Genomic DNA, 18,573 nt, shown 5'->3' with positions numbered 1-18,573 from the left:
CAGGTGTATGCGGATCTGACCTGTCATCAGAACGAGAACAAACATGTTTAAACCGGAACTCCTTTCCCCGGCGGGAACGCTGCAAAATATGCGTTACGCTTTCGCCTATGGTGCCGACGCCGTCTACGCGGGCCAGCCGCGCTACTCGCTGCGCGTGCGTAACAACGAATTCAACCACGAGAATCTTCAGCTCGGTATCAACGAAGCGCATGCCCTGGGCAAAAAATTCTACGTGGTGGTGAACATCGCGCCGCACAACGCCAAGCTGAAAACGTTCATTCGCGACCTGAAGCCGGTCGTGGAGATGGGGCCGGACGCGCTGATCATGTCGGACCCGGGTTTAATCATGCTGGTTCGGGAGAACTTCCCGGAGATGGACATTCACCTCTCGGTGCAGGCTAACGCCGTCAACTGGGCAACGGTGAAATTCTGGAAACAGATGGGGCTGACCCGCGTCATTCTGTCCCGCGAGCTTTCGCTGGAAGAGATCGAAGAGATCCGTACCCAGGTGCCGGATATGGAGATCGAAATCTTCGTTCACGGCGCACTGTGCATGGCCTACTCCGGCCGCTGCCTGCTCTCTGGCTACATCAACAAGCGTGACCCGAACCAGGGCACCTGCACCAACGCCTGCCGCTGGGAATATAACGTTCAGGAAGGCAAAGAGGATGACATCGGTAACATCGTGCATAAACACGAGCCGATCCCGGTCACCAACGTTGAGCCAACGCTGGGTATCGGCGCGCCTACCGACAGCGTGTTTATGATCGAAGAAGCCAAACGTCCGGGTGAGTACATGACCGCCTTTGAAGACGAGCATGGCACCTACATCATGAACTCCAAAGATCTGCGCGCCATCGCGCACGTCGAGCGTTTAACCAAGATGGGCGTACACTCCCTGAAAATCGAAGGCCGCACCAAGTCCTACTACTACTGCGCCCGTACCGCACAGGTGTATCGCAAAGCCATCGACGATGCCGCCGCCGGTAAACCGTTCGACACCAGCCTGCTGGAAACGCTGGAAGGTCTGGCGCATCGCGGCTATACCGAAGGTTTCCTGCGTCGTCACACCCACGACGACTACCAGAACTACGAGCATGGCTATTCGATTTCTGAACGCCAGCAGTTTGTAGGCGACTTCACCGGCGAGCGTAAAGGCCCGCTGGCCGCCGTCGCCGTAAAAAACAAATTCACTAAAGGCGACAGCCTGGAGCTGATGACGCCGCAGGGCAATATGAACTTCCGCCTGGAGCATCTGGAAAACAAAAAAGGTGAGGCGATTGAGGTCGCACCTGGCGACGGCCATGTGGTCTGGCTGCCGGTTCCTGAAGAGGTGGAGCTGGAGTTTGCGCTGCTGATGCGTAATTTTGAAGGTGAAAATACCCGAAATCCACACGGCAAATAGTCAATCAACGGGATTTTTTCACGCTGGGATAATTCTTAGAATCGGATCACATACCGCTTCGTTCAATACGGGTATTATCCCCCCGCTGAAAAACATAACCCATAAATGCTAGCTGTACCAGGAACCACCTCCTTAGCCTGCGTAATCTCCCTTACGCGGGCTTATTTTTTGCCTTTCATCCTGTTCTTACCCGCTTTTTCCTTCTCTGGGATACACTCTTTCTATAGTTAAAAAAGGGAGCAACCCGGATGGCAACCTATCCAGACAGTTTATTAATTCTCAATGGCAAAAGTGCAGGCAACGATCTGTTGCGCCAGGCGATCACCGAATTGCGTGAAGATGGCGCGCGCATTCACGTGCGGGTGACCTTTGAAAAAGGTGATGCGGCACGCTATATCGACGAAGGCATCAGGTTAGGCGCTGAAACCATCATTTCCGGCGGCGGCGACGGAACAATCAACGAGATCGCTGGCGCGCTTATTGACCTCGACACAGCACATCGCCCGGTGATGGGCATTTTACCGCTCGGTACCGCCAATGATTTTGCCACCAGCGCCGGTATACCTGACGATTTAGGCAAAGCGCTGCAACTGGCTATCCTCGGGAAAGCGACCGCCGTCGACATTGCGCAGGTGAATGAAAGAACCTGCTTTATCAATATGGCGACGGGCGGTTTCGGCACGCGGATCACCAGCGAAACGCCGGAAAAGCTGAAAGCCGCGCTGGGCGGCGTCTCGTATCTCATTCACGGCCTGATGCGCATGGACACCCTCAAGCCCGACAGCTGTGAAATCCACGGTGAGAACTTCCACTGGCAGGGCGACGCGCTGGTGATTGGTATCGGCAACGGGCGTCAGGCAGGCGGCGGACAGCAGCTTTGCCCGGAAGCGCTGATTAATGACGGTCAGCTACAGCTGCGCATTTTTACCGGCGACGGGCTCCTGCCTGCGCTGTTTACGACGCTGACGCAGCCAGAGGAGAGCCCCAATATCATCGACGGGAAATCCGCGTGGTTTGAAGTGATCGCCCCACACGGCATGACCTTTAACCTCGACGGAGAGCCGCTCAGCGGCGAGCGATTCCGCATTGAGGTCTTGCCCGGCGCGTTGCAGTGCCGGTTGCCGCCGGACTGCGTGCTGTTGCGCTGATGTTTGACAGGGTGCGCGATAATGCCCTCTCCTTTGAGGGAGAGGGATACGGTGGCGTCAGGCAATCGTGACTTTACTGTCCAGATAGACATCCTGAACCGCATTAATCAGCTTCACGCCGTCGGCCATGGACTTTTTAAACGCCTTACGGCCGAGGATCAGCCCCATACCGCCCGCACGTTTGTTAATCACCGCCGTGCGCACCGCGTCGGTCAGATCGGTTTCACCGCCTGCCGCACCACCGGAGTTAATCAGCCCGGCGCGGCCCATGTAGCAGTTCGCCAGCTGGTAGCGCACCAGATCGATCGGGTTGTCGCTGGTCAGCTTGCTGTAGACACGGTCGTCGGTATAGCCAAAATTCACCGCCTTATAGCCGCCGTTATTCTCGGCCATTTTCTGCTTCACGATGTCCGCGCCGATGGTTGCCGCCAGGTGGTTTGCCTGACCGGTCAGATCCGCTGATACGTGGTAATCCACGCCGTCTTTTTTGAACGACGCGTTACGCAGATAGGCCCACAGCACGGTCACCATCCCCAGCTCGTGCGCGCGCTCAAACGCGGCAGAGATCTCTTCAATCTGACGGCGCGACTGTTCAGAGCCGAAATAGATGGTCGCCCCGACCGCGACCGCGCCCATGTTGAACGCCTGCTCGACGCTGGCGTACAGCGTCTGGTCGTATTCAGTTGGGTAGCTCAGGGTTTCGTTGTGGTTCAGCTTGACGAGGAACGGAATGCGGTGAGCGTAGCGGCGGGAAACGGAGGCCAGCACGCCATACGTCGATGCCACACAGTTACAGCCCGCCTCAATCGCCAGCTCGACAATGTTTTTCGGGTCAAAGTAGAGCGGGTTAGCAGCAAATGACGCTCCCGCCGAGTGCTCTACGCCCTGGTCAACGGGCAGAATGGAGAGATACCCGGTCCCACCCAGACGGCCGGTATTGTAAAGCGTCTGCATGTTTCGCAGTACGGCAGGCGGACGGTTGTTGTCGACCATGACGCGGTCTACGTAATCATGGCCAGGCAGATAAAGCTGGTCGGCTGGAATGGTCATACAACGATGCTGTAAAAGGCTGTCGGCGTCTTTGCCAAGCAGTTGCGCAATATCAGTCATAGTGATGCTCCCGTAAGTCCGACATGATGTCGGAGCGTGTGATCCAAGCCCACGTTTTTGCAGGCAGACTAAGCCTGGTACCGACTTAACCTATTTTCCACCATTTGCAACTTTTTTAAGCACAATCTGCTGGCTCGTTTCGTGTACAACATTTTTGTTACACTGATCAAACAATCGCCTTAAAGGTATTTAAAAGGTATTATCACATGGTATGTTACATGCGTACCTCTGACATGCAGGATTAAAAAATGAAAACGAAAGTCCAACTGTCATTCATGATGTTCGTTGAATGGTTTATCTGGGGCGCATGGTTTGTGCCGCTGTGGCTGTGGTTGAGTAAGAGCGGGTTCACCGCAGGGGAAATTGGCTGGTCGTATGCCTGTACCGCGATTGCCGCGATCCTCTCTCCCATCCTGGTCGGCTCGCTGACGGACCGTTTCTTCGCCGCCCAGAAAGTGCTGGCCGTACTGATGTTCGCTGGCGCGATTCTGATGTATTTCGCAGCACAGCAAACCCAGTTCAGCACCTTCTTCCCGCTGCTGCTGGCCTACTCCCTGACCTATATGCCGACCATCGCGCTGACCAACAGCATCGCCTTCGCGAACGTCGATGACGTAGAGGCTGATTTTCCGCGCATCCGCGTGATGGGCACCATCGGCTGGATTGCCTCCGGCCTGGCGTGCGGCTTCCTCCCGCAGATGTTGGGCTATAGCGACATCTCTGACACCAATATCCCGCTGCTGATGACCGCTGCCAGCTCCCTTCTGCTTGGCATTTTCGCGCTGTTCCTGCCGAATACCCCGCCGAAGAGTACCGGCAAGCTGGATTTCAAAGTGATGCTGGGGCTGGATGCGCTGATCCTGTTGCGCGATAAAAACTTCCTGGTGTTCTTCTTCTGCTCGTTCCTGTTCGCCATGCCGCTGGCCTTCTACTACATCTTTGCCAACGGCTATCTCACCGAAGTGGGGATGAAAAACGCCACCGGCTGGATGACCCTCGGCCAGTTCTCTGAAATCTTCTTCATGCTCGCCCTGCCATTCTTTACCAAACGCTTTGGTATTAAGAAGGTCTTGCTGCTGGGCCTGATCACCGCCGCCATTCGCTACGGTTTCTTTGTTTACGGCGGCGCCGAGCAATACTTCACCTACGCCCTGCTGTTCCTCGGCATTCTGCTGCACGGCGTAAGCTATGACTTCTATTACGTCACCGCGTACATCTACGTGGATAAAAAAGCGCCCGTGCATATGCGTAACGCGGCGCAGGGCTTGATCACGCTGTGCTGTCAGGGCTTTGGTAGCCTGCTGGGTTACCGTCTCGGCGGCGTGATGATGGAAAAAATGTTCGCATATAAAGAGCCGGTGAATGGGCTGACCTTCAACTGGGCCGGAATGTGGACGTTTGGTGCAATCATGATTGTGGTGATTGCCGTGCTGTTTATGCTGTTTTTCCGCGAATCGGATAAAGAGATCACCGCAATTGAGGTGGTTGATGGCGATACCGCGCTGACACGAGGGGAAGTTAAATGAAACAAGACCGTATTCTCGGTGCTCTTTACGGGCAGGCGTTAGGGGATGCGATGGGGATGCCGTCGGAGCTGTGGCCGCGCAAGCGGGTGAAAGCGCACTTCGGCTGGATCGACCGTTTCTTACCCGGCCCGGCTGAGAATAATGCCGCCTGTTACTTTAAGCAGGCCGAATTTACGGATGATACGTCGATGGCGCTGTGCCTGGCCGACGCGATTATCGAATGCGACGGGGAAATTAACCCTGACGTTATCGGTAAGCATATTCTGGACTGGGCGCTGGATTTTGACGCGTTCAATAAGAATGTGCTCGGCCCGACCTCCAAAATTGCCCTGAACGCCATCCGTGACGGCAAGCCGGTGAGCGAGCTGGAAAACAACGGCGTCACCAACGGGGCGGCGATGCGCGCCTCCCCGCTGGGATGTCTGCTGCCGGCCACGCGTCTGGCGCACTTTGTGGAACAGGTTGCGTTAGCCTCCAGCCCGACCCATAAATCGGATCTCGCCATCGCCGGTGCGGTGGTGATCGCGTGGGCGGTTTCACGCGCTATCGACGGCGAGCGCTGGCAGAACATCGCCGATGCCCTGCCAGGTATTGCCCGTGCGGCGCAGGAGGCGAAAACGACCACCTTCAGCGCATCGCTTTCCGCTCGTATTGAGCTGGCCCTGAAAACCGTGCGCGAAGCCAACGGTACCGAGTCCGCCAGCGAGCAGATCTATCAGCTTATTGGCGCGGGCACGAGCACCCTTGAGTCCGTTCCGGCGGCGATTGCGATGGTCGAACTCGCGGGCACCGATCCGAACCGCTGCGCGGTGTTATGCGCCAACCTGGGCGGTGATACTGACACTATCGGCGCGATGGCAACGGCCATCTGCGGCGCGCTGCACGGTGTTCAGGCCATTGATCCGGCGCTCAAAAACGAACTTGATGCCGTAAACCGGCTCGATTTCGGCCACTACTGCGAAAAACTGCTGCACTTCCGGGAGCACAGGGAGGGCGTATGAGTGCTTTTGCCCGCCGTCTCGAAACCCTTCACGCCACGCGCCCCGTAACGGTGCTCGGCGCGGCGGTCATCGACGTGATTGCCGACGCCTACGCCCTGCCCTGGCGCGGGTGTGATATCGAGCTGAAGCAACAGGGAGTGAATATTGGCGGCTGCGCGCTGAATATCGCCATCGCCCTGAAGCGGCTCGGCATTGCTGCGCAAAATGCCCTTCCCGTCGGCCACGGCGTGTGGGCCGATATTATCCGTAACGCTATGGCAAAGCAGGATCTGCACAGCGCCGTGGAAGCGGAAACGGGCGATAACGGCTGGTGCCTGGCGCTGGTGGAGCCTGACGGTGAACGGACCTTTATGTCGTTTAGCGGTGTGGAGAACCAGTGGCAGCCGCGCTGGCTGGGCGGATTAAGCGTGCCGGCAGGGAGTCTGATCTCTTTGTCCGGCTACCAGCTGGCGTCCCCCAGCGGTGAGCTGCTGACGGCCTGGCTGGAAAGTCTTCAGGATGTGACGCTCTTTATCGATTTCGGTCCGCGCATCGCGGATATTCCCGACCCGCTGATGGCACGCATCATGGCCTGCAAACCGATCGTCTCGCTCAATCGTCAGGAGGCGGAATTTGCCGCCGAATGGCTTGGCGTGAACGTGGAAGAGCTCGGCCCACGGTGGCAGCAGAGGTTTGGCGCTGCGCTGATCGTACGCCATGATAAAGACGGGGCGGTCTGGTATGACGGTGACGCTTCCGGACACGTTCCGGCGTTTCCTGCTACCGTAGTCGATACCATCGGCGCGGGTGACAGCCATGCGGGAGGTACCCTTGCCGGACTGGCCGCAGGATGGTCACTGCCAGAGGCGGTGCATCTTGGCAATGCCGTAGCCGCCTGGGTAGTCAGCCATCGCGGTGGCGACTGCGCCCCCACGCGCGAGGCCCTACTCCTCGCACACAAAGACGTATAGGTCGCTGCGACAGTAGCTGATGCTGTACTCAATTGGCCGGTGCTGTTGATCGAGCGCGACTTGCTTGATCACCAGCACCGGTATCTTATCGTCCATCTTGATATGCGCCTGAAACTCGCTGTCCGGCATCCGGGCGCTGACGCGGGAACGGGTGCGCTGCGGAAAGATATTCTGGCTGCGGAAGTAATCGTAAAGCGAGACGCCGATGTCGTCCGGGTTGGGGATTAACCCTACCGGTACCCAGGACTCCTCTATTGATACCGCATCGTCATCCACGTAGCGGATGCGCTTAAGCAGAAATACATCGCTGTCCGGCGCAAGGGAGAGGTGGCGGGCGATCTCCTCCGGACATTTCACGACGCGTTTATTAACCCACAGCGTGTTGGGCGTTTTGCCCCGCAGCACCACCTGCTGAGAAAACCCGCGCGCCTCTTTTAGCGAATATTCAAAGATATTGTTGATTTGCGTACCGTATCCACGCGCGCGGGTGACGACGCCGGCCTCTTCCAGCGCCTGCATCGCTTTACGCACCGTAATGCGCGACACACCGGCCAGCTGGCTCAGATCGCGCTCGCCCGGCAAAATATTACCGTGCGCGAGCACGCCGCTGCGTACCGCGTTTTTAACCGTTTCGGCAAATTTCAGGTACAACGGCGTGTTGTCCGGTGCGGCAATTCGTTCCTTGAGCTGAGCAATTAACCGGGTATGCGCTTGTTCCATCTCTGTTTTTCTCTGGCATGAGGTTTCATGCCAGTATACGGCTTACCACCATGCATGAAAATGGTGAACCGGCCCAATACCGTGACCCACTTCCAGAGAATCGGCTTTTGCCAGCGCGCCCGAAAGCCAGATCTTCGCCTCCTGTACCGTATCCGCCCAGTTCGCGTTTCGGGGACGTAGCGCCGCCAGCGCCGCCGAGAGCGTACAGCCCGTGCCGTGGGTGTTTTTGGTCTGTACCCGCGGGGCGGTGAAACGTTGCGCGCCATCGCGGGTGAAGAGCCAGTCCGGGCTTTCTGCATCATCAAGATGACCGCCTTTCATTAGCACCGCGCGACACCCCATCGCCAGCAGCGCATTGCCCTGCTCTTTCATCTCACGTTCGTTTTGCGCGTGTGGCGCGTCCAGCAGCGCGGCGGCCTCAGGGAGGTTTGGCGTGATCAGCGCCACCTGCGGCAGCAGCTTTTTACGCAGGGTATCGACGGCAGAGGCGGAGAGCAGCGGATCGCCGCTTTTGGCCAGCATCACGGTATCGAGCACCACGTTTTTTATCTGATAACGTTTGAGACGTTCAGCGACCGCTTCAACAATGTCCGCCTCTGCGAGCATGCCGATTTTGGTGGTGTCGATGCGTACATCGCTGAATACCGAATCCAGCTGTGCGGCGACAAAATCCGGCTCAATGCGATATACCGACTGTACACCGCGCGTGTTTTGCGCCACCAGCGCGGTGATAACCGAGCATCCGTAAGCGCCGAGCGCAGAGAAGGTTTTCAGGTCTGCCTGGATCCCCGCTCCGCCGCTGGGATCGGTTCCCGCAATAGTCAGGGCATTAATGCGTGTCATACCAGCTCCTCCAGCGCGTAAAGCGCATCCAGAAACGCCGGAGCAAAGCTGCCGGGGCCGCGGCTTTGAGTCAGGGCAACTGACCCTGCGCGCTTCATGAAGCCGCAGGCAGCCGTCGCGTTATCAAGCCTGTCGCCAGGCAGCGAGCAGCAGGCGGCGACGATCGCCGAGAGCGCACAGCCTGTTCCCACCACGCGGGTCATCAGCGGGTCGCCGCCCGCGACCGTACGGGTTCGCTGGCCGTCGGTGATGTGATCCACTTCTCCCGTGACGACTACAACGGCGTGGGTCTGGCGGGCGAGCGTCTGCGCTGCGGTCAACGCGCTCGCCGCCGTATCGGTGGAATCCACTCCGCGCCCGCCCGCACTCATTCCGGCAAGGGCGAGGATTTCGGAGGCGTTTCCACGAATGGCCGCAGGTTTGAGGGGCAATATTTGCTGGCAAAAGCGGGTGCGGTACGCCAGCGCGCCAACCGCAACCGGATCCAGCACCCAGGGTGTGCCCGCGGCTGCCGCGCTCTCAATGGCCCGACGCATCGACTGGGCGCGCGGCGCGGTGAGTGTACCCACGTTGATGAGCAGAGCATCGGCAAGCGCGGCAAACTGTTCCGCTTCCTCGGCTTCGATCACCATTGCCGGGGAAGCGCCCAGCGCGAGCAGAACGTTGGCGGTGAAGGTCTGCACGACATCGTTGGTCATACAGTGCGTGAGCGGGGAACGGGTTCGGAATTGATGTAAAACGTGTGAGTCGAGCAGGTCAGGCTGCATGGTTTCGCTCCTGCCGTGCGTGAAGAAGCGATGACCGGGTAGGCATCTGACTTCCCTACGCTGGCATTATCCAGATCAGGTAATACGGGTATTTCTCAGCCTTCACAAAGAAGGGCACCCCGAGTCATGTACTGCAAAATCAAAAGCTTGCGATTAATGCTCCTCATTAATCCCTGATCAGGATAGTAATGCCAGCGAGAAGTCTTGTAAACGGCAAAAGCGGCCCTTTTGGGTCATGTGTGACAGGTTGAGTGACACAATGTGTGCCATGTAGAATGCTCTTAAGTCGTCAACTACAGCATTTACTTGTTCACGTTGGTGACTCGCTCGCAATCCTGCCCATACTCTCGCACTTTCCAGACTGAAGACAACGAAAAGTAAACTTTACTTAACTAAAATTTCAGTCTCACTAACCATCTATCACTTTGTTACAACTGCTCATTTACTCGCCAGCACCAAAAGCCTACACTTTCCCTAAGGATTTCAAACCAATACAAGGATAAAAATAAATGGCTATTGGTCACTTCTTATTCAGGGGCGATAAGACTGCTTGCGGTGGTCGGATTATTGAAGGATGTACCGATCATCAGTTTTTCGATAAAGACATGGCCTGTGAAGGGCATAAAGTGACGTGTGGCAAACATGCGGGTAGATTCCGCATAGCGGGAGGGCTTGAAAACCAAGACATACACGGTAAAAGGGTAGCCGGAACACTGCACAGCCGTAGCTCTTGCCCCTGCAAATCACGTTTTATTCCGTCCATCTTCGACACTTATGAATTTTCTAAAGAACCAGCGGAAGCCGAAACCGCCCAATCTCACATCGTTGAATTTCCCGTTCTCCCAGGCCCGATTGCAGATCCTAAAACTGATAGCTTCGCTGACACCTGCAAACCAACAGATAACCGGCTATTGAATGGCGTTTACATCTGGACTGAAACAACAAGTGCAGGTCATGCTTTCGTTTCGGTGCATGAGAATAACTCGATCTACCTTTACACCTATGGACGCTATGGACGCACAGACAGAAGCACGCTAACCGGGGATGGGATTTTAGACTTCTTCCAAGATGAAGATGCACGGAAGTATTACCGTTACGAACTTTATGAAATGGGTGCTCGTGCATTTCGGATTGATGATGCTGATCCTGAATTAATCCGTAAGTTCTTCGAAAAATTATGGAATAACGGTGTATCACCGATTCAAACACCAAAGATGCAGGACGGCACAATACGTAGAGGCCGCACGATTGATAAGTATGACGTAACAGGGAATAACTGTACTACTCACTCAGTCGAGGGGATCAAGTTTGCTGGTTCAAAGGTATTCGAACACGGTTACACCTCCACGACTACACAGCTACCAATCGACATAGAAGAAGATTTCACTATCCCGGTATCACTGCAAAGTTACCTTGAAACAAAGAGTGCAGATTACTCCTCAATGCTCGTCGTCGAGATGACAAGTACGTTCAAGCAGCAGTATCCAAACATTGAGAACAAAAGCCCTCAACCAATGGGGGGAAGTGCAAAAATCCAACAAGCGGCGGCTGATTCTGCTGCCGTTGCTGGCTCAACTTCTCCATACTCAGGCGGCACAGTAGGCGGATCGTTGGGAAGTACATACGATGATGAATAAGATGTTCTGGATCAGGTGGGTGAGTATTGCGCTGATCTGCATAGCGTATTACGTTATCGTGCTGTATTTCGATCTGGTCTTCGCACTTAACTTTTCAGAGACAATGAGCCAAGGCGGGGAGTTTGCGCCTTCTCAATGCACCTGGTTTGTTAAGGAACTATCGCAAAATCACTCTGATTCAGCGTTGGCCTCCATTGTTGGTTTCGCTGTTTGCGTACCTCTGATCCTGCTCATCTTCAAGAAGGTGAGATGACCGCCAAAGGCTGGAGGCCTCCAGCCTTTTCCCCTTACCCTTTCCCCACTTTTAGATAATAGAAGCCATAAAGCCCGTTGGTGGTAAGACAACGCGCGGAGCCGTTAAGATTCCCAACACAAGCCGTCAATCACATAAGAAACTCAGAACAAGGGGAACGTATGCAGGTAGCGCCTAGTGATTCCTGAGCCGCTTTTCTCATGTCCTACCACTTGTTGCAAGTGCGCCAGATTACCAACCCAGCCAGCTAATCAGGTTGAGATCATAGTGTGCCTAAAGCTATGCACCAGGCGGCGCTGCCCATAATCATCCAGATACGAATACCAAGCTGATCGCGGACATCGGCTAAAACTTTGCCGATCTTCAGCATATTCTTACCCGACACAGGCGAGAAAATCTTCTCTTTCCATTGACGGTTTGCAAAATCGAGGCCCCCCCACTCGATCAGTTTGGGATGGATCACTACCTGCCTTGTAGCATTCTCAGTTTTACCCTGCCCTCCTTCCGCGATCAGGAGATAGTGTCGCTGGCTGTCTTCATCAAATTTAATGTGTGATTTCTCCAGCTTGGCGATCTCCCCTCTTCTGGCTCCCGTATACGCCAACAACAGAGTAATCCACTTCTGCCAGCCGTCAGGCTGCTTGAGCGCCCACCCCACAAACTTTCTCATTTCTGCTGCACTGTATGTTCCAAACCTCGCTTTCGACGGTGCAGCGACTACTCCATCAGTCGGAGACTTCTCCAGAATATCTTTATTGTCAGTCAGAAAGGTTTTGAACAGCGATTTATAAATCTTCAAATGCTTATGGATAGACTCAGCGCCAACCAAATCTTCAGGCGGAACATCGAACATCATCACACTCGATCAATTGCTGAACAGTCATCGACCGATAAGGCTGTACAACACGCTTCGGCAAGTTTTCAACAACTTCCATCACCTGCTTGATGTCCTGCTTGGTGATCGTCATTACATCTGTTGATGCACCGAGGACAATGAACATGACTTCCATAAAGCGCTCATTGGCCTGTGAAATTGCCTTCGTCCAGTTTTGGGCTTTCTCCTTTTTGTACATATTCCAAGCGCCAGCCAGCGTTAACACATCCTTTGACTGTGCTTCTGTTTGTTCTTCCTCATCTTCTGAAGGCGCAACAACCTCACGGAATTCCTGAACAACTATCGGCTGAAGATTGCTCCTTTCATCACTGAGAAATTGTTGAACCAGCCAGTGTTCATTCTGTTGCTTTAAGCGGTTGCTGAAATCAGAAAGACGTTGACCAAACTGATCCGGGTGAATGGTTCCACGTTTGACTAATGGAATGGCTGGAGATGCAAATGACATCAAGAGTTGCGCGTGGCTGTGGCTATCTGTCTCTAACGACCGACGGAAATATTTATGACCCGACAGGCAAAAGCTGGCGTAGTAGATCCCGTTACGGATGATGGTATGATTGATCGGTGGGAGTGACAACATAACAAAATGAAGAGAAAAAACCGTGCAAGCCTTTGATTTATACCTTGGATAATCGCCAGGACTACGCTGGCATTATCCAGATCAGGTAATACGGGTATTTCTCAGCCTTCACAAAGAAGGGCACCCGAGTCAAATTAATTGCAAAATAATCAGTTACATAAAAAGGATATGTAGGTGCTTAGTGTAACCACGGCTGTAGGCAGGGCGCAAGATGTTTCGTTTTATCTAAGCAGTAATCACACCTGAAACCATCTAACTATATTGAGATTATCTTCTTTAACTCCCCTGTTCTGAATCTCACCTGGTACGTCATATATAGCCGCATAATGCTTCTCTTATCTGTTAGTTAACATTTCCCTGATGACTGCCTGGTTTTATTTCTGTCTCTAAACTGACGAATTCAATGTAAACTTTCAGTTTTATACACTCACACTTTCAAGTGAAATCATAGCCCAAAACTAACAAAGGAGATATATTGAATGAAACACCAAATTTAATTGAAATAAAATTTCATTCTTATCATCAACTTACTTAGAAACATAAAAAAAGAACATCAATAACCTATTGTTTTTAAATAGATAATTAAAAATTAAGTATATTAACCCTCTTTTGTCCATTCAAAGAAAACTTGATTTAAATCAATATTTTTAGGTGCAAAATAACTATAGTTCAGCAATGAAATTAAATAAATATAAATAACTTTACAAAACCTTAAATACTTAAACTTACCCGTTTTGCTCTGCTCAACCAAACGTAAGCTTAACGCTAGTGTTATTTAATCTTTCTAATAATGTGAGCCTTTAAAATGAAATCTGTAAATAAATCAGCCATTGCTGTCATTGGTGCTCTGTTTGCTAGTATCGTTAGTAGTGTTAACGCTGCTTCTGCTGTTCTTTATGATGAAAACAACCCTGCTTCTGGTTATCACCTGAATGGTACAGATAACCGTGTCTATGATTTAGATGTTATTGAGGGTGATAATAATCGCCAGGATATCCAGATTCACAACCTGCAAGGCGATCGTGACAATCTGCAAGCCTCTATTGATTCCACTAATACTAACGTTGCGGGTAATACGTCATTACTGAACCAGACGATTACTGATGTGAATAACATCAATGCAGATCTGCAAGCTAACAAAACGTTGTTAAGCGCTGGCATTAGCACCGCACAAACCACCGCTAATGATGCCGATAGCACCGCTCATACTGCGTTAGCTGCTGCTGGTAATACTCAAATCACCGCAGACAACAATGCAAAAAATATTGCTGCTGTGGCAGATCAAACACGTATCAATAGCGGGTTAATCAGTATTAACGATACCCGTATCACTGCACTTGAGAATGCGCCTGTGCCGAAAGATGGTAAAGATGGTAAAGATGGTGCAAAAGGTGATGTAGGCGCTACTGGTGCTCAAGGGATGCAAGGCATCCAGGGTATTCAGGGTGTAGCAGGCACTAACGGTGCCGATGGAAAAGACGGTAAAAACGGCGTAACAACCACCATCACGAAGAAAGAAGTTGATACAACCACTATCAACAAAGTTAAATTGCTCAATACTCAAACGGCGGCGCAAGCTGCTGATCTGAAAGCCGCTCAACATGCATTCGCACAAGCACAATCTTCAAGCAATGCTCAATTCAAAAACCTGAAAAATGAAGTTGATGATAACAAGAAAGAAGCGCGTGGCGGTGTTGCCTCTGCTATCGCTATCGCTTCCATGCCACAAGTTGAGAAAGAGCAGTCTGTCATGTTCTCTGCCGGTGTGGGTTCATTTAAAAATGAGCAAGCTATCAGCGTAGGAGCATCTTTCCACGCAGGCGATCACGCTGTAATCAAGGCGGGTATAAGTGATTCTACAAACAGCGATCTTGCTATGGGTGCAGGCATCGGTATTGGCTTTTAAATAAAATACCTAAAACCTCCATAATATGAGATGTATAACTTAACAAATATTCGACATTACCCTTTTATTAATTAAATAGAGCATGCTCAAGCACATTTTTATTTCAGCTGCCCTGTACCTGATGCTCATTTCGGTCGGGATATGGATCGGCATCATGTACGTTTCTTATTATTTGTGTCGTTTATAAGGCGATAAAATGAAAAAATTAGTGATGTTAGTCATAAGTACTGCCGTGCTTGCAGGTTGTGTCTCGCCTGCGCACGCCATAAACGCCCATTATCGTGCTCAATTAGAGCGTTCGGGATGCACGCAAATTAGCGCTGGCGATGGCTCTTGCGATATCAGCAAAACCAAAGCGGAAAACGCGGCACAACACGAACCAGCGACATCCATTCACGATCCCCTGCGTGAAGCCTCGTTCTCGTCGGACACGGTTAACGCCACGCTTTCTAACGGCTTTTTTAGCGCTACCGTTAACGGCAAGAAAGCCAGCGTGAAACGTCTGAATGCGAATTTCTATGAGATCCGTGGTAACGGTTTTGTGATATCGCTAAGCCTGGATGAAAACGGTATTTCGGACGCATCGTGGAATAAAACGAAGGGACGCGAACACGGCGTTTTACGCGTTAGTCAGAAATAAACAGCGTAAGGAGGCGCTCCGCCTCCTTTTCGCTTGCCAATCGCACGATATGCCACACTCTTTTGTCTGATTTTACAATGCTGACAAAACATACGTAAGCTGCTGTTTTTATTTAGTATAAAGTGCAATCTTCCCTATACAAACGGCGTTCTTCCCTGCCCTGTGCCCTGTGTCACAAAACAGTAAACAAATTAACCATTGAGCCCGGTGACAAAAGGCTCTATATTGGCGGCGTTTTTTTCAGGCCCCATCTGTTTTTTAACTTTTTATTCAATCGTGGCTCATAACGAAGCGGCGGTTGTAGGAGTGATATGATGACGGATAAAGTCCGTATTGACACCGTAGATGCCCACAAAAGCAACGAAACCTATCTGGCCCGTCAGGCCGAATTTGAATCTAACGTCAGGAGTTATCCGCGCAAACTGCCTTTAGCGATCACGAAAGCAGAAGGCGTGTGGATCACCGATGCAGATAATAAAGAATACCTTGACTGTTTAGCTGGCGCAGGCACCCTCGCGCTTGGCCACAATCATCCTGATGTGCTAAAAAGCATCCAAAATGTCATTACCAGCGGCTTGCCGTTACATACCCTGGATCTGACCACGCCGTTGAAAGACGCGTTTTCAGAATACCTTCTCTCTCTGTTGCCTGGTCAGGGCAAAGAGTACTGCCTGCAATTCACTGGCCCGTCCGGGGCTGACGCCGTTGAAGCGGCGCTGAAGCTGGCAAAAAAAGTAACCGGTCGTAGCGGTATCATCAGTTTCTCTGGTGGTTACCACGGTATGACCCACGGCGCACTGTCCGTCACCGGCAACCTGTCTCCGAAAGAAGCGGTTGACGGTATGATGCCAGAAGTCCAGTTCATGCCTTACCCACACGAGTACCGTTGCCCACTGGGTATCGGTGGTGAAGCGGGCGTGAAGGCGCTGACCTACTACTTCGAAAATCTGATTAACGACGTCGAAAGCGGCGTGCGTAAACCTGCCGCGGTGATCCTCGAAGCCGTTCAGGGTGAAGGTGGCGTGAACCCGGCACCTGTTGAGTGGTTGCAGCGCATCCGTAAAGTCACTCAGGAACACGGTATCCTGCTGATCCTCGACGAAGTCCAGGCTGGCTTTGCCCGTACCGGTAAATTCTTTGCCTTCGAACACGCTGGCATTGAGCCAGACATCATCGTGATGTCTAAAGCAGTTGGTGGCGGTCTGCCGCTGGCCGTGCTCGGTATCAAAAAGCAGTTCGATGCATGGGCGCCAGGTCACCATACCGGTACTTTCCGCGGCAACCAGCTGGCGATGGCAACCGGTCTGACGACGCTGAAGATCCTGAAAGACCAGAACATCGCGGGCAAAGTAGCTGCACAGGGCGAATGGCTGAAAGGCCAGCTGAAAGAGATGGCGAAACGCTATCCGGTGATCGGCCACGTTCGCGGTCTGGGCATGATGATCGGTATTGAAATCGTTAAGCCACATGAAGCGGCCGACCACATGGGTTGCTTCCCGGGCGATGGCGAGCTGTCTGCACTGATCCAGAAAAAATGCTTCGAAGCGGGCCTGATTCTGGAGCGTGGCGGCCGTAACGGTATCGTTCTGCGTCTGCTGCCTTCTCTGCTGATCAGCGATGACGAGCTGAAAGTCTTCCTGGATAAATTCGAGCAGGCACTGCTTGCTGCGGGCGTTAGCCCGGCGTAACCGGAGTTGTTGAATACGATGTCTGATTCAAACCCAATTTTGTTCTCCTCTGCGCAGAGCATTGACGCTTACCAGCAGGCGATTGAACAAAGCACTCAGGCTGTGATGCAGTGGCTGAAACAGCCTGAGATGTACCAGGGCAAAACGGTCGCGGAGCTGCGCGACCGTATTAAGCTGGATTTCAACCCGAAAGGGCTGGGCAACGAAGCGGCGATTGAACGCGCCGTGGAGTTCTTCCTGAAAGACAGTTTGTCCGTTCATCACCCGCAGTGCGTGGCGCACCTGCACTGCCCAAGCCTGGTAGTTAGCCAGGCGGCGGAAGTGCTGATTAACGCCACCAACCAGAGTATGGACTCCTGGGATCAAAGCCCGTCCGCAACCATCATCGAGATCAAGCTGATCGAATGGCTGCGTACCCGCGTGGGTTATCAGGCTGGCGACGCAGGCGTCTTCACCAGCGGCGGCACCCAGAGTAACCTGATGGGGCTGATGCTGGCGCGTGACGCGTTCTTTGCGCGTCAGGGCCACTCGGTTCAGCAGGATGGTCTGGTGGGCGATCTGCGCAAAATTCGCGTGCTGTGCTCTGAAAACGCCCACTTCTCCGTGCAGAAAAACATGGCGCTGATGGGTCTGGGCTACCAGTCCGTGGTGCAGGTGAAAACGGACGAATTTTCCCGCATGGATCTCACCGATCTGGCGGCGAAAATCGAACAGTGCAACGCGAACGGCGAGCAGATCCTGGCGATTGTGGCCACGGCCGGTACGACCGATGCGGGTGCTATCGATCCACTGCGTGCGATTGCTGAGCTGGCTGCAAAACACAATATCTGGGTGCACGTTGATGCGGCCTGGGGCGGCGCGCTGCTGATGTCTGAGCAGTATCGTCACTACCTGGACGGTATCGAGCTGGTGGATTCCGTCACCCTGGACTTCCACAAGCAGTTCTTCCAGACCATCAGCTGCGGCGCGTTCCTGTTGAAAGAAGCGCGTCACTATGAGCTGATGCGCTATCAGGCGGCCTATCTTAACTCTGAGTTCGATGAAGAAGCGGGTGTACCTAACCTGGTCTCCAAATCTCTGCAAACCACGCGCCGTTTCGACGCGCTGAAACTGTGGATGAGCCTGGAAGCGCTGGGTCAGGAGCAATACGCGGCAATCATCGATCACGGCGTGACGCTGGCGCAGCAGGTTGCGGCTTACGTGAAAGAGCAGTCTGCTCTGGAACTGGTAATGCAACCCCAGCTGGCAAGCGTACTGTTCCGCTTCCGTCCGCAGGCGCAGATGGATGACGCCGGTATTGCCCTGCTGAACCAGAAAATTGGCGATGCGCTGCTGGAGTCTGGCCGTGCAAACGTCGGTGTGACCGAGCATAACGGTATCACCTGCCTGAAGCTGACCCTGCTGAACCCAACCGTAACGCTGGAGGACGTAAAAGTCCTGCTGTCTCTGGTTGAGCGTACCGCGCAGGAAGTGATGGCGAAGTAATGCTTATCCCTCTCCCACCCGG

The 18,573-nt window shown here is 53.2% G+C and carries 15 protein-coding genes, 1 pseudogene and 1 riboswitch; of the genes and pseudogenes, 11 read left to right on the top strand and 5 right to left on the bottom strand.

Features of this window, described 5'->3' with window-relative positions; genetic code table 11:
• Nucleotides 1–43: 43 nt before the first annotated feature.
• Complete coding sequence (yegQ, locus tag ACOTW6_RS14245) at nt 44–1,405, top strand: tRNA 5-hydroxyuridine modification protein YegQ (RefSeq protein WP_022651495.1); 1,362 nt, start codon at nt 44–46, stop codon at nt 1,403–1,405.
• A 248-nt stretch (nt 1,406–1,653) separates the two neighbouring features.
• A complete protein-coding gene (gene yegS, locus ACOTW6_RS14240) occupies nt 1,654–2,553 on the top strand; it encodes a lipid kinase YegS (protein WP_062932798.1) in 900 nt (299 codons plus the stop codon).
• A 57-nt stretch (nt 2,554–2,610) separates the two neighbouring features.
• On the opposite strand, the gene fbaB is transcribed toward yegS, so the two are convergent.
• Nucleotides 2,611–3,663: a class I fructose-bisphosphate aldolase gene (gene fbaB / locus ACOTW6_RS14235; protein ID WP_000129585.1), complete on the bottom strand. Its 1,053-nt coding sequence runs from the start codon at nt 3,661–3,663 to the stop codon at nt 2,611–2,613.
• 248 nt (nt 3,664–3,911) lie between these two features.
• Between fbaB and ACOTW6_RS14230 the strand changes: the two genes are divergently transcribed.
• From ACOTW6_RS14230 to ACOTW6_RS14220, 3 genes are read left to right on the top strand one after another with little or no spacing between them, the layout of a single operon-like run.
• Nucleotides 3,912–5,189 carry a nucleoside permease gene (locus ACOTW6_RS14230; protein WP_121478777.1) on the top strand — a complete coding sequence of 426 codons (1,278 nt, stop codon included), beginning with the start codon at nt 3,912–3,914 and terminating at the stop codon, nt 5,187–5,189.
• On the top strand, nt 5,186–6,190 hold the full coding sequence (locus ACOTW6_RS14225) for an ADP-ribosylglycohydrolase family protein (protein WP_047053424.1): 1,005 nt from the start codon (nt 5,186–5,188) through the stop codon (nt 6,188–6,190). Before ACOTW6_RS14230 ends, ACOTW6_RS14225 begins: the two co-directional genes overlap by 4 nt.
• Nucleotides 6,187–7,140, top strand: a complete 954-nt coding sequence (locus ACOTW6_RS14220) for a PfkB family carbohydrate kinase (protein ID WP_121478776.1) — start codon at nt 6,187–6,189, stop codon at nt 7,138–7,140. Before ACOTW6_RS14225 ends, ACOTW6_RS14220 begins: the two co-directional genes overlap by 4 nt.
• Here ACOTW6_RS14220 and ACOTW6_RS14215 read toward each other — a convergent pair.
• The 3 genes from ACOTW6_RS14215 to thiM are packed head-to-tail and all read right to left on the bottom strand — an operon-like array spanning nt 7,114 to nt 9,470.
• The gene (locus tag ACOTW6_RS14215) at nt 7,114–7,860 is read right to left on the bottom strand and encodes a GntR family transcriptional regulator (RefSeq protein ID WP_003859242.1); all 747 of its coding nucleotides are present in this window, start codon (nt 7,858–7,860) and stop codon (nt 7,114–7,116) included. The genes ACOTW6_RS14220 and ACOTW6_RS14215 overlap by 27 nt on opposite strands.
• Before the next feature lie 42 nt (nt 7,861–7,902).
• On the bottom strand, nt 7,903–8,703 hold the full coding sequence (thiD, locus tag ACOTW6_RS14210; RefSeq protein WP_045327814.1) for a bifunctional hydroxymethylpyrimidine kinase/phosphomethylpyrimidine kinase: 801 nt from the start codon (nt 8,701–8,703) through the stop codon (nt 7,903–7,905).
• Entirely contained in the window at nt 8,700–9,470 is a 771-nt protein-coding gene (gene thiM / locus ACOTW6_RS14205; protein WP_121478775.1) for a hydroxyethylthiazole kinase, read from the bottom strand. The genes thiD and thiM overlap by 4 nt, the downstream gene beginning before the upstream one ends.
• 35 nt (nt 9,471–9,505) lie before the next feature.
• A riboswitch (TPP riboswitch) is annotated at nt 9,506–9,602 on the bottom strand.
• A gap of 377 nt (nt 9,603–9,979) precedes the next feature.
• Between thiM and ACOTW6_RS14200 the strand changes: the two genes are divergently transcribed.
• A complete protein-coding gene (locus ACOTW6_RS14200) occupies nt 9,980–11,107 on the top strand; it encodes a PAAR domain-containing protein (RefSeq protein ID WP_062932784.1) in 1,128 nt (375 codons plus the stop codon).
• A complete protein-coding gene (locus ACOTW6_RS14195) occupies nt 11,097–11,360 on the top strand; it encodes a hypothetical protein (RefSeq protein WP_062932783.1) in 264 nt (87 codons plus the stop codon). The genes ACOTW6_RS14200 and ACOTW6_RS14195 overlap by 11 nt, the downstream gene beginning before the upstream one ends.
• Before the next feature lie 143 nt (nt 11,361–11,503).
• Here ACOTW6_RS14195 and ACOTW6_RS14190 read toward each other — a convergent pair.
• A pseudogene (locus ACOTW6_RS14190) lies at nt 11,504–12,832 on the bottom strand (integrase).
• Between the two features lie 805 nt (nt 12,833–13,637).
• Here ACOTW6_RS14190 and ACOTW6_RS14185 point away from each other — a divergent pair.
• The 4 genes from ACOTW6_RS14185 to ACOTW6_RS14170 all read left to right on the top strand — a co-directional run bounded on the left by ACOTW6_RS14185 (nt 13,638) and on the right by ACOTW6_RS14170 (nt 18,551).
• Complete coding sequence (locus ACOTW6_RS14185; RefSeq protein WP_062932782.1) at nt 13,638–14,738, top strand: YadA C-terminal domain-containing protein; 1,101 nt, start codon at nt 13,638–13,640, stop codon at nt 14,736–14,738.
• A gap of 196 nt (nt 14,739–14,934) precedes the next feature.
• Entirely contained in the window at nt 14,935–15,378 is a 444-nt protein-coding gene (locus tag ACOTW6_RS14180) for a hypothetical protein (RefSeq protein WP_062932781.1), read from the top strand.
• Nucleotides 15,379–15,689: 311 nt separating this feature from the next.
• Nucleotides 15,690–17,066: a diaminobutyrate--2-oxoglutarate transaminase gene (locus ACOTW6_RS14175; RefSeq protein ID WP_015572345.1), complete on the top strand. Its 1,377-nt coding sequence runs from the start codon at nt 15,690–15,692 to the stop codon at nt 17,064–17,066.
• Nucleotides 17,067–17,084: 18 nt separating this feature from the next.
• Nucleotides 17,085–18,551: a pyridoxal phosphate-dependent decarboxylase family protein gene (locus tag ACOTW6_RS14170; protein ID WP_062932780.1), complete on the top strand. Its 1,467-nt coding sequence runs from the start codon at nt 17,085–17,087 to the stop codon at nt 18,549–18,551.
• Nucleotides 18,552–18,573: the final 22 nt, after the last annotated feature.

It is taken from the genome of Enterobacter cloacae complex sp. IR5403 (assembly GCF_049238705.1).
Classification (GTDB): Bacteria; Pseudomonadota; Gammaproteobacteria; order Enterobacterales; family Enterobacteriaceae; genus Enterobacter; species Enterobacter hormaechei_C.
This window is presented reverse-complemented; position numbering and strand designations above follow the sequence as displayed.